Here is a 12,867-nt window from a genome sequence, read left to right on the forward strand (position 1 = left end):
AAGAGTTTTCTTGTATTGTGATATAAAAAATAATGCATATAAAATTAAATAGAAGGCTTTTTTATGTATTTTTTTTAAAAAAATCTATTTTCTTCATAAAAATCTTCTATATGTTCTATAATTTCTTCTGGAGTATCTATTAAACAAAATAATTTTAAATCTTCTTCGCTTATATTTTTTATCGAGAGCAACCTATCTCGAATCCACTGAATAAGGCCGCTCCAAAATTCAGATCCTACTAAAATGATAGGAGACTTAGCTGCTTTATTTATTTGAATAAGCGTTATAGTTTCAAAAAGTTCATTAAGTGTGCCAAAACCGCCAGGCATAACTATGAAACTATGAGAATATTTTATAAACATTGTCTTTCGAACAAAAAAATGATCAAAAAAAAGACATCTATCAGGATCTATATAGGCATTACCATGATCTTCAAAAGGTAACTTAATATTTATACCTATTGAAGGTCCGTTACCCTTGTGAGCTCCTTTATTAGCTGCTTCCATAATTCCTGGACCACCTCCGGTGATAATTCCAAAACCTCGTTTAGCGAGCAAAAAAGCAATTTTTTCAGTAAGATTATAATACTTATCATTTGATGGAGTACGTGCAGATCCAAAAATAGATACGCATGGGCCCATATAAGCCATTTTCTCGTATCCTTGCACAAACTCAGATATAATCTTAAGCAAAGACCAAACATCATTAGATTTAATATTATAAATATTTTTTTGAGTTATATCAGTTATTTTATTAGAAATAATTTTTTTTTTCATAAAAACCCATATTTTTTTTTTAGATAAAAATCTAATTATTAAAATAGGAAATTATATGATATATCTATTGATATAGATATAATATCTAATTCTGAATATGTGAATAAGCTAAAAAAAGGGATTAGATAATACCCATTCTCTAAAAAAGAGAAATCGCTATTTTATATAGTAATTACTTATATCAATATTTATATCCAAATTTATAACTTCTAAATATTTTTTTTTTATTAATCTATTTATTTTTCTCCCGTAATTGATTTATGATTTCTTCGTTATAAATTTTAAACTTTGTTTCTTTTGATTTCTAAAATCTTCTAAGAAAATAATAATTCGTTATAATATAGCCTGTCAATGTACCGCCAATATGCGCAAAATGCGCTATTCCAGAAGAGTAATTAATAAACGATAGAATCAAACTAATAATAATAAAAAATGCCAGTGCCTTGCGAACGCCTATCGGAAAAGGGAAAGGGATAATAAAAATCTTATTGTCGGGGAAAAATCGAGCAAAAGCACCTACTATACCTGCTATTGCGCCAGAAGCGCCCATTATAGGACAATACATAGCCAATTGTAGAATTTTATGTTGGTTATCGTTTAAAGAATTGTAAATACTAGCATCATGGCTGATATATAATATATCTAAACTATTTGTATAACTGTAAATAAGACTAATATTAAAAGCAATTTGAAAAATTGCTCCCATAATACCAGAAATAAAATAAAGGACTAAAAACTTGATACTTCCTAAAAGTCGTTCCATTTGAACTCCAAACATCCATAGAGCTAACATATTAAAAAAGATATGTAAAAAAAAAATTCGTGAATGTATGAACATATGTGTAAAAAGTTGGTAAAATCTAAAACGCATATCAAAAGGATTATACAATCCTAGTATATCATCAATATGATATTGCGGGAAGACAAAAAATGCTATATATAGTATAGCATTAATATATACAATATATTTTACCAAATTAGAAGATGAATAAGATATTAAGTTCATTTGAATTGTTTTTCAATAAAATCAAGATGTATAGTAATAAAAATTTTTCCTCCTGAGGGAGTAAAATTAGGTTCTTTACAGGCAAAGAGTTTATGAACTAAATGATTTATCTCATCTGATAGTAACGTTACTCCATATTTTATAGCTACAGAACGAGCCATAGTATATGCTAGTAGCTTTTTTTGATTTGTTGTATCAGGAATATTGCCTGAAAGTATTTCTTGAAAAAAATCATTTATTTGATGTTGATCCATATTAACAGGAATTGATTCTATTAAAAATGTTTCATTTTGAAAATTTAAGATAAATCCCATATCAAGTAAATCTTTCTCAAACTGTTTAATAATTAAAATTTCGGTATTTGAGAAACAAAGAGTTATGGGGAATAGAAGTTTTTGACTGACTTTATTTTTTTTATCAGACAATTGTAAAAAGGACTCATATAGTATTCTTTTGTGAGCACGATGCTGATCGATAATAATGAGTCCTGAATATAGAGCAGTTAAGATGTATTTTTTATGCAACTGAAAAGCTATAATATTACTAGCTAGCTCTCTATCAAAAATCGTTGGTTCGGAACTAATATTTTCCTGCTCCCAGGATATACAGGATGAACATATCTGTTCATATAAATTTTTAGTAGATAATACTCCATGCTGTTTCTTAAGAGGTGTTTTTAACGTAAAATTATCAGATTTAAAAGGATCATAATCAAGATTTGCAGTAACTTTAGGTATTTTAATAAGTCCTTCCTCTTCAAAGGAAGCTACTTCCCAATTCATATTTTTTTCAAAGTCTAAAGTCGATACTATTTGATATTGACCTAAAGCACGTTTTACAGCAGCTCGAAGAATTATATATATAGAAGATTCATCGTCGAATTTAACTTCGGTTTTAGTAGGGTGTATATTAATGTCAATATGCTCAGGAGAAATCTCTAAAAAAATAAAATAAGAAGGATGATGAGCTGGTGGTAAAAGCCCATCAAAAGCATCTAAAATGGCTTTATGTAAATAAGGGTTTTTAATAAAACGATGATTAACAAAAAAGAACTGCTGACCTCTATATTTCCTAGAATAGGAGGGCCTAGTAATAAATCCTTCTATACTAATTTTCCCAGTATATTCACTTATTGGAATAAGTTGTTCATTTATTTTATATCCAAAAATTTCTTTAATGCGTTGTTTAAGTGAAGAACAGGCAAGATCGAAAATTCGTTGACCATTATTATACATGCGGAAACTAATCTTGGGATGCGAGAGTGTTAATCTGTGAAACTCTTCTAAGATATGACTAAACTCTATCTTAGTTGATTTAAGAAAATTTCTCCGTGCTGGAACATTATAAAAAATATTCTTTACTAAGATAGACGTTCCTTTATTCATTTGTATAAACGATTCTTCTTTAATCTTATTTCCTTCAATAAATAAACATATCCCTAATTCATCCTCTTTTTTACGTGTGCACATTTCTATTTGCGCAATAGCAGCTATAGATGCTAAGGCCTCTCCACGAAAACCCATAGTCCGGATCTTAAAAAGATCTTCTGCCTTTTGTATTTTAGACGTAGTGTGCCTCTCAAAACTCTTATGAGAATCAGCAACACTCATGCCTTTACCGTTATCAACTACTTGAATAAGAGATTTTCCAGACTCTATAATAACAAGTTCAATAAATTTTGAGTTAGCATCTAAAGAATTTTCGATCAACTCTTTTACTACCGAAGCAGGTCTCTGAACTACCTCCCCTGCAGCAATTTGATTAGTCACATAACTTGGTAATAAGTGTATAATATCTGACATAAAATGATATAGAGAGATAGTTTTAATAAACTTATAAGATAATATATTTTCTAAATATTGCCATCTCTATAGCAGTGTTTGCACATTCGATTCCTTTATTTCCTGTATTTATTCCAGAACGATTGAAAGATTGCTGTTTATTTTCATCAGTAAGCACACAAAAAATAACAGGTATGTCATGACGAAGATTAATATCTTTTATTCCTTGAGATACTGCCTGGCAAACATATTCAAAATGTTTAGTTTTCCCCTTTATAATAGCGCCTACTGTCACAAGGGCATCAATAGATTGTGTCCTACATATTTTATCTGCTGCATAAATAAGTTCAAAACTGCCTGGGACTTCCCAATGAAAAATATTCTCTTGACAAATTCCTCTGGCAATAAATCCCTTATGAACCCCCTTTTGAAGGTTTTCAGTAATATCCTTATTCCAAGAAGCAGTTATAGTCCCAAATTTAAATTTGGATATATCAAGGTTTTTTTTAAAAGTGTAAACAGGAGGAATTTTCAAGGTATTTATTTTTGTAATTTTACATTTATTAATGATAAATATTTATCTATTTCTTCTACAAAAGCACTCTTAGGATATTCCTCTTTGAGTTTAAAAAAACAATTTTGCGCTTCTTTATATTTACCAATGTTAAAGGATAGAATAGCAGCTTTATAAAGATAAATAGGAGTTGTAATGTTATTATCATTAGATTGAATCGCTTTTATGTAATAATTAAAGGCTTGATTATTTTTATGTAACTGAACATAAGTATCAGCCATCATACCATATTTTATAGGAAAAAGAAAGTTATCTTTAGCTGAAAAATATTTCAATAACTTAAGCGAGTTCTCATAATTTCCAAGCTTATAGTTTAAAAGGCTTGCATAAAAATATGCAATATTAGCTGCTTGAGTGGAAGGGAAATTTTTAATAATATCAACAAATCCCATATATCCTCCATTTCTTAGAGAGGGATCTCCCCCTAATGCTTTTTTTATTTCATCACGCAAAAAATATTGGCGTGCGTAAAAAAGATGATTTAGCGCTTTTTCTTGATGAGCCTCTAAATAAAATCTTTCATAGGCGAAGTAGCCTATGAAAATTAGTAATAATATACCTAATAAGAAAAAAAATTTTTTGAGAGGTTGCTCTAAAAAAATCTTAGAGTTAGAGATAATAACCTGGTTGATTTTTTTTAAAAAGCTTAAAAATGTAAAGTTACTTTCAGATGATTTTCTATCAGACATCTTGTTAAATTAAATTTAGTAAAGTTAATTTTTTCCATGCAAAACAATATATTTTTTAGATAAAATATACGGTGATTTTATCACTAAATTTGCTTAAAATGATTAGTAAAACCAAATGTTTCTTAAAAAAATACACGTACTTTATTTTAAAAATTTAAAAGAGGAGACTTTTAAATTTTCTTCAAATCTCAACTGTTTCGTAGGCTTTAATGGTGTTGGGAAAACAACCCTTTTAGATGCTATTCATTATCTTGCTTTTGGGAAAAGCTTTTTCAGTCTGAATGATCAAGAAAATATAAAATTTGGAGAATACTTCTTTCTAATCGAAGGTATATTTGAGAAAAGGAATAGAGAAGAATCTGTTAGTTGTAGTCTAAGGAAAGGCGGAAAAAAAATTTTAAAAAAAAATGAAAAAATATATGAACGCCTTACAGAGCATATAGGAGAATATACTTTAGTAGTGATTTCACCTTATGATCGAAATCTTATTAATGAAGGGAGTGAAGTTCGTAGACGATTTATAGACAATGTTATATCACAATCAGATAAACCCTATCTTGAATTACTTTTACGTTATCATAAGGTACTTATCCAGCGTAATATTCTTCTTAAGCAAATGATTAAGCAACCTACTACTGCTGGGGACAATGAACTTCTAGATATTTATAACTATCAAATGCAAGAAAAAGGAAACAAAATTTATCAAAAAAGAAAAAAATTTATTCAAGATTTTAAATTTGATTTTCAAAAGCATTACCAAAAAATCTCTGCTCAAAATGAAAGGGTTTCCCTAAAGTATAAAAGCACTTTAAATCATATAAATCTTTACGAATCATTACGAGCAGAATTTCAAAGAGATCTTTTTCTAGGATATACCTCAGTAGGTGTTCATAAAGACGATATAGAATTTTTAATTAAAGAATTACCTATTAAAAAATTTGGTTCACAAGGTCAGCAAAAATCTTTTTTGATCGCTCTGAAATTAGCCCAGTTTGACTTTATAAAAAAACAACGTAATATTTCCCCTATTCTTTTACTTGATGATATTTTTGATAAACTTGATGAAGTTCGGGTTAATCATCTTATAGAATTAGTTAACCAAGAACATTTCGGACAGATTTTTATTTCTGATACCCATGTCGAACGTATGTGTAATGTCATGAGCAAAATAAATAAGTTGTATAAAATTTTTAAAATCAAGAGATGAAAAAAAATCGACAGACTATAAAAGAAGCTTTACATTCTTTTTTGATTAAATATAATCTACAAAAAGGCTTTATAGAGACTAAAACAAAATTTCTATGGGGAGAAATCATGGGAAGATTTATACGTCATTATACTGAAAAAATTTCTATAAAAGATCAAGTAATACATGTTAAATTAAAAGCTCCAGAACTCCGTCAGGATCTATTTTATAGAAAAAAAGAAATTATAGGTAGAATTAATAAAAAATTAGGGTATGTCTTTGTTAAAGACATTATGTTTTATCAAATAACTCTCTTAATTAATTTTTATATTAATCTTTTATAGTAAGTAAACTGCTATTTATTTTTTTACTATGTAGCCATATATATATGGCTATTTTATTATTAAATATTAACGTATATATTTTAAAATAGCTCTTAAAAAAGAAGTCAGGATTCTCTAAGTTAAAAAATAAAATTTATCAGAGCTAATAAACTCTATTCTTTATTAATTTAAAGAATAGATTTACTCTGTCATACTGTTATTAGTATTGTGCTTTTATGTAACTGTTCGTCTTTTTTTTTTTAAAAAAAAAAAATATTTATCATAAATGATTTATTAAAAGTCATCTAAGATTCATAGTAGAAATACTGCCTCCCTTCATTCTTACTCTTTGTAGTCACTATTAATTCAATTTTTAGATTTATTATGAATTTTCTATTATAATAATCCAGTTAATTAATCTTAATAGAGAAAAGAAACGGAAGGCCATAACAAACATGTATTGTAGTCTATATTAAAGTTTAAATAAAAATTATATTAATTTATGATATTTTAAAAGATAAATATGCTTATATTTATCCTGTTTTTCGCCTGTTGGGGGTTAAAGGATATTAATTATAAACTCAGTTATAAATATGAAAAAACTATTTTTTATACAATTAGCTATCGTATTAGCTTTTTTATGTTTTTCTTGTATTGATGAAAGAGATCCAGTTAAAATAATTGACTCTAAAACAACTAATACTTAAATTCATTGAAATTATTATAAATGGATTTATAATAATTTCAATGAATTTAAGTATTAGTTCCTTTGTAGGAATATATCCTTATGTTTATAACAATAAGGAGGGATGTCTTTATTTTTAAGAATAAATTTTATAACCTGAAAATATTATAGATTATCTTAATTATCATTGCATGATATATCTCAATAAAAAATCCTAGTAAAAATTAGGGATAAGAGGGTGATTGTACTTTAAGTTAACTATTATAATTAAATCTTATGAAAAGATTATTTTTTACGCCTTTAGCTGTAGTGTTAGCTACTTTATGTTTTTCTTGTATTGACAAGAATAATCCTTATGAAAGTACTAATAAGATGGTCCCTTACGATAAGGCATCGACTGCAGCATCGACTGCAGCATCGACTGCAGCATCGACTGCAGCATCGACTACAGCATCGACTACAGCATCGACTGCAGCATCGACTACTCCTAAAAAGAATAGATTAATCGTTTCAAGACTAAAGTGATTAGTTCTCTAATAGAGAATATATCCTTCTATTATAACAATTAGAGGGATATATTCTCTATTAGAAAATAGATTTTATAATCTGAGAATATTTAGATTATCTTATTATCTTTAGTAATTATATCCTAGTAAAAATTAGGGATAAGAGGGTGATTGTACTTTAAGTTAACTATTATAATTAAATCTTATGAAAAGATTATTTTTTACGCCTTTAGCTGTAGTGTTAGCTACTTTATGTTTTTCTTGTATTGACAAGAATAATCCTTATGAAAGTACTAATAAGATGGTCCCTTACGATAAGGCATCGACTGCAGCATCGACTGCAGCATCGACTGCAGCATCGACTACAGCATCGACTACAGCATCGACTACAGCATCGACTGCAGCATCGACTGCAGCATCGACTACAGCATCGACTACAGCATCGACTGCAGCATCGACTACTCCTAAAAAGAATAGATAATCGTTTCAAGACTAAAGTGATTAGTTCTCTAATAGAGAATATATCCTTCTATTATAACAATTAGAGGGATATATTCTCTATTAGAAAATAGATTTTATAATCTGAGAATATTTAGATTATCTTATTATCTTTAGTAATTATATCCTAGTAAAAATTAGGAATAGGAGGATGATTGTACTTTCTTCTAAAGAAGTCATACTTAAAATAAGTTAACCCTATCTGTAGTCCTTTTTATTCTTAATATATATAGTTGTTATACTTTATATCTAAGTTCTTTTATATATGTGTTTATTAAAAACAGTTCTGTATATAAGTAATATTACAGGGATAAGAAAAAAATCCTGCTTTATTCTTATATCATAAGATATAATAAAAAGAGAGGTCAGTTACCTTCTTATAATCTTTTTGAGATTTATAAGAAGGTAATCACGTCCTTTGAAGGATTTTAAATACTTTTTTTGCGGAGAGAGAGGGATTCGAACCCCCGGAGATAATTAATCTCAACGGTTTTCAAGACCGCCGCAATAGGCCACTCTGCCATCTCTCCAAGAGATTCTGGCAAAAATAAGTCGTTTAAAAATAGTTTCAAAGTTTTTTAAACTATTATATTCGTTTATTAAGTTTTTTTTAGAGTTGTTAATCTATAACTATAGATGAGGCATACTTACTAAATAAGTATTATACTTTCCCTATAAATGATTATAGGAATAATGAGAAATTATTTTTTTAGTAAATTTGATAAAATTAAACAAAAATATATCTTGTATAAGAAATTTTTTAATAAAATATCCTCTAAAAAAATAGAGGAGATAAAATAATCTTTAATGAGATTATAAATTAAGTTATAGCTAGGAATTTTCCCTATTTATGATACCTATATGTAATCTAAAAAAAAGGTTAAATAACATTTTTTTTACGTATCATATAAATACGTAAAAAGTTGTAAATAGTATACTTTATCTGACATCTAGAAAGTTATTTCCACTATATTTCGAAGTAGATCTTCAAAAGTTTCTCTTTTTCGTATTAGATAATCTTTTCCTTTATAAAGCATTACTTCTGCTGGACGGTATCTGGAATTATAATTAGAAGACATGCAAAAGCAATAAGCTCCTGCGTTTCTAAAACATAGTACATCCCCTTCATGTATTTCACTAATTCTCCGGTTTAATCCGAAAGTATCTGATTCACAAATATACCCGACCACGTTATATATACGCATTCGACCTGAAGGGTTAGAAAGATTCTCTATATGGTGATAAGCATTATATAACATCGGACGTATAAAATGGTTAAATCCTGAGTCTACACATGCAAAAACTGAAGACATAGTTTGTTTAACAGCATTAACGCGAACTAAAAAATATCCTGCTTGTCCTACTAGAAATTTTCCTGGTTCAAAAATCAAAGATAGTTCTTTACCATATTGATGGCAAAAATTCCTAAATTTTTTGCTTAATGATTTTCCTAAGATATTAATATCAGTTTGTATATCTCCATATCTATATGGGACCTTAAATCCACTACCAAAGTCTATGTATTTCAAATCTTTAAACTCTAGTGATGTTTCAAAAAGAATATCCGCACTTCTAAGAAAAACCTCTATTTCTAGAATATCGGAACCTGTATGCATATGAAGACCTTCGACTTTTAGATTAGTAATTTCTATAATTCGCTTAATATGAGGCAATTGATAATAAGAAATCCCAAATTTGGAATCTATATGACCTACAGATATTTTTTCGTTCCCTCCACCGAAAATATGTGGATTAATACGGATCCCTATAGGATAAGAGCAAGAAAATTCTTGTCCAAAATGTTCTAGAACAGAAAGATTATCTATATGAACTCGTACGCCTAATTCCTTAGATTTTTTAATTTCATCGAGTGATACCCCATTTGGGGTATAAATAATGTCTTGGGGCTTAAATCCTGCCAACAACCCTAATTCTACTTCTTGAATGGAAACTGTATCAAGGCCACTCCCTTTCTCTTTTAAAAGCCGTAGTAAGTTCAAATTCGTATTAGCCTTGCAAGCATAATGTATATTTACCTTTTCTATATCCGAAAACGCCTGGATCATATTATCGTATTGACCAACTATTTTATCGGCATCATATACATATAATGGAGTCCCATATGTTTCCACTAAACATAGTAAATACTTGTCAAACTCCGGATCTATATTAGATTTTTTCATATCTTTATAAGATTTACACTTAATCCCATTTTAAAGAAGTTTACTATCTTAGTAATACCATATCAATAACTTCTTTTATTTCCCTTACATAGTGAAAAGTCAATCCTTCAAGATAGTCCTTTTTAATATCAGAAACATCTTTCTCATTATCTTTTGAGAGAATAATTTCTTTAATGCGAGAACGTTTAGCTGCTAGTATTTTCTCTTTGATACCCCCTACAGCCAAAATCTTTCCACGTAAAGTAATTTCACCAGTCATTGCTAGATAGGGTTTTACTTTTCTACCACTATAGCTTGAAACTAAAGAGGTAAGCATTGTAATACCTGCTGAAGGTCCATCTTTAGGGACAGCTCCTTCAGGAACGTGTATGTGAATATTTTGTTCTTCAAAAAGTTTAGGGTCTATTCCAAATTCTTTATAATGCGCTTTAATATACTGCAAGGCTATAGTAGCAGATTCTTTCATAACATCTCCTAAATTCCCTGTAAGGCTTAATACTCCTTTCCCTTTAGATAAGATAGACTCAATATAAAGGATATCACCTCCTATACTAGTCCATGCTAGTCCTGTAACTACTCCTAAGATACTATCCCCTTCATAACGTTCTGGTTCTTGAGGAACTCCTAATATTTTTTCTATACCTTCCATACTTAAACGCTTTGAAAAATCTTGTTTAGTAGCAATATTTCTGGCAATATGACGTGCCAATTTGGCAATTTGTTTTTTTAGTCCCCTTACTCCTGACTCGCGAGTATAACTTTCAACAATTTTTTCAATTTGCTGTTTACCAAGCAATAAATCTGTTTTTTTTAACCCATGTTCTTTAAGTTCTTTAGGCAAAAGATGTTTGCAAACGATTTCAACTTTTTCTTCAAGGGTATATCCGTTTATTTCGATAGTTTCCATACGATCTAATAAAGGAGGTTGTATATTTGAAAGTGAATTAGCCGTAGCTATAAACATCACCTTAGAAAGGTCATAACCTAATTCCAAAAAATTATCATAAAAAGTAGTATTTTGTTCTGGGTCTAATACTTCCAACATAGCTGATGATGGATCTCCGTGAACACCATGTGCTATTTTATCTATCTCATCTAATACAAATACTGGATTAGAAGTTTTTATTTTTTTTATTGACTGTAACAAACGTCCAGGCATGGAACCTATATACGTACGACGATTGCCACGAATCTCAGATTCATCATGCATACCTCCTAGAGAAATACGTGCATACTTACGTTTTAAAGCTGCTGCAATAGATTTACCTAAAGAGGTTTTCCCCACTCCGGGGGGGCCGTAAAAACATAAAATAGGCGATCGCATATCGGCACGTAATTTTAGTACAGCAAGATGTTCGATAATGCGTTCTTTTATCTTTTCAAGACCTGAATGATCCCTATCAAGAATTTTTTGTGCTCTGTTAAAATCAAAATAATCTTTAGAATATTTTTGCCAGGGAAGATCAAGCATTAGATCTATATAGTTATGGTGTACAGTGTAATCAGGCATTTGGGGATTGCTACGTTGTAGCTTTAATAATTCTTTTTCAAATTGCTCAGCAGCTTCCTTAGTCCATTTTTTACGAGTTCCCTTAAGACGCATTTCTTCTATTTCTTTTTCATAAGAAATGTCTCCTAATTCTTCCTGTATAGCTTTGATTTGCTGTTGTAAAAAATACTCACGTTGTTGTTGATCCATATCACTACGAACACGCGATTGAATATCGTTTTTAAGTCGTACTTGTTGGTGTTCTATACTTAGAAAACGATATGCTTTCATCGCTCTCTTTTTTAAGTCATTCTCGCTTAGAAGACTTTGTTTTTGTTTAATCGAAAGCCCTATGTTAGCTCCTATAAAGTCAATTAGAAAAGAAGAACTTTCAATATTACGCAGCCCAAAATTTATTTCTGGAGAAATATTAGGATTTTCTTGTGTAATTTTTATAGCTAGATCTTTTATAGAATCTACTAAAGGAGCGTATTCTTTATCATTAGAAGAAACTTTAAGTTCTTCAAAAGCAATTACTTCAGCCTTTAAATAAGGTTTTTGTTGGATAAATTTTTTAACTTGGAATCTACATTTACCTTGAAGAATCACTGTAGTACTGCCATCAGGCATTTCAAGAAGTTTAAATATTTTTACAACTGTTCCTACATTATGAAGATCCTTCTCAGTAGGATTATCAACATTTATATCTTTTTGCGTAATAACTCCTATGATTTTATCTCCTCGATAAGCTTCTTGAAGAAGCTGTATAGAGCGATTGCGTCCTGCAGTGATTGGAATAACTATTCCTGGGAACAAAACCACATTTCGCAATGGTAAGATAGAGAGATTTTCAGGTATATTATTTTTGAGCAACGGCTCTTCTTGATCTTTATTCATAACTGTTATAAATTCTTCTTCTTCAGATTCTAAATCTACCTCTAAAATAGTTTTTATTAACATGGTTAATTATTAACTTCTTAACCTATAAAATAATACCTACACAATGTCGGGTTAACATGTCTGTATAATTGTAATTTTATGTCAAGCGATACTTTATTATGAAGGACCTTCACAACGTAAATCTTTTAACTTTATATAAAGTTTTATATGATATATGTTTTTAATCCCTTTTAAGATTATTTATTATCAATAGTTATGCCAAGAAATATAA

Annotated in this window: 11 protein-coding genes and 1 tRNA gene; 4 read left to right on the forward strand and 8 right to left on the reverse strand. The window is 29.2% G+C overall.

Going from position 1 to position 12,867, the window contains the following annotated elements; all coding sequences use genetic code 11:
- Positions 1-74: 74 nt before the first annotated feature.
- The 5 genes from ACUBP5_RS02450 to ACUBP5_RS02470 all read right to left on the reverse strand — a co-directional run bounded on the left by ACUBP5_RS02450 (position 75) and on the right by ACUBP5_RS02470 (position 4,826).
- Positions 75-776 (reverse strand): LOG family protein, encoded by a 702-nt coding sequence (locus ACUBP5_RS02450; protein WP_482168068.1) that lies wholly within the window; start codon positions 774-776, stop codon positions 75-77.
- 304 nt (positions 777-1,080) lie between these two features.
- Complete coding sequence (locus ACUBP5_RS02455) at positions 1,081-1,782, reverse strand: rhomboid family intramembrane serine protease (RefSeq protein ID WP_482168069.1); 702 nt, start codon at positions 1,780-1,782, stop codon at positions 1,081-1,083.
- A complete protein-coding gene (gene mutL, locus ACUBP5_RS02460) occupies positions 1,779-3,584 on the reverse strand; it encodes a DNA mismatch repair endonuclease MutL (protein ID WP_482168070.1) in 1,806 nt (601 codons plus the stop codon). Before mutL ends, ACUBP5_RS02455 begins: the two co-directional genes overlap by 4 nt.
- Before the next feature lie 31 nt (positions 3,585-3,615).
- Positions 3,616-4,098: a 6,7-dimethyl-8-ribityllumazine synthase gene (gene ribH / locus ACUBP5_RS02465; protein WP_482168071.1), complete on the reverse strand. Its 483-nt coding sequence runs from the start codon at positions 4,096-4,098 to the stop codon at positions 3,616-3,618.
- Between the two features lie 5 nt (positions 4,099-4,103).
- Positions 4,104-4,826, reverse strand: a complete 723-nt coding sequence (locus ACUBP5_RS02470; protein ID WP_482168072.1) for a tetratricopeptide repeat protein — start codon at positions 4,824-4,826, stop codon at positions 4,104-4,106.
- 115 nt (positions 4,827-4,941) lie between these two features.
- Between ACUBP5_RS02470 and recF the strand changes: the two genes are divergently transcribed.
- The 4 genes from recF (at position 4,942) to ACUBP5_RS02490 (ending at position 8,007) form a co-directional block, all read left to right on the forward strand.
- Positions 4,942-6,033, forward strand: a complete 1,092-nt coding sequence (gene recF, locus ACUBP5_RS02475; RefSeq protein ID WP_482168073.1) for a DNA replication/repair protein RecF — start codon at positions 4,942-4,944, stop codon at positions 6,031-6,033.
- On the forward strand, positions 6,030-6,356 hold the full coding sequence (locus tag ACUBP5_RS02480; RefSeq protein ID WP_482168074.1) for a DciA family protein: 327 nt from the start codon (positions 6,030-6,032) through the stop codon (positions 6,354-6,356). The genes recF and ACUBP5_RS02480 overlap by 4 nt, the downstream gene beginning before the upstream one ends.
- A 940-nt stretch (positions 6,357-7,296) precedes the next feature.
- Positions 7,297-7,545 carry a hypothetical protein gene (locus tag ACUBP5_RS02485; RefSeq protein WP_482168075.1) on the forward strand — a complete coding sequence of 83 codons (249 nt, stop codon included), beginning with the start codon at positions 7,297-7,299 and terminating at the stop codon, positions 7,543-7,545.
- A 186-nt stretch (positions 7,546-7,731) separates the two neighbouring features.
- Positions 7,732-8,007, forward strand: a complete 276-nt coding sequence (locus ACUBP5_RS02490) for a hypothetical protein (RefSeq protein WP_482168076.1) — start codon at positions 7,732-7,734, stop codon at positions 8,005-8,007.
- 461 nt (positions 8,008-8,468) lie between these two features.
- Here ACUBP5_RS02490 and ACUBP5_RS02495 read toward each other — a convergent pair.
- The 3 genes from ACUBP5_RS02495 to lon all read right to left on the reverse strand — a co-directional run bounded on the left by ACUBP5_RS02495 (position 8,469) and on the right by lon (position 12,656).
- Positions 8,469-8,554, reverse strand: a tRNA-Ser gene (locus tag ACUBP5_RS02495).
- A 420-nt stretch (positions 8,555-8,974) separates the two neighbouring features.
- Positions 8,975-10,207, reverse strand: a complete 1,233-nt coding sequence (gene lysA, locus ACUBP5_RS02500; protein ID WP_482168077.1) for a diaminopimelate decarboxylase — start codon at positions 10,205-10,207, stop codon at positions 8,975-8,977.
- A gap of 43 nt (positions 10,208-10,250) precedes the next feature.
- A complete protein-coding gene (gene lon / locus ACUBP5_RS02505; RefSeq protein ID WP_482168078.1) occupies positions 10,251-12,656 on the reverse strand; it encodes an endopeptidase La in 2,406 nt (801 codons plus the stop codon).
- Positions 12,657-12,867 lie beyond the last annotated feature (211 nt).

The organism is Candidatus Insignibacter tubulum, assembly GCF_056790205.1.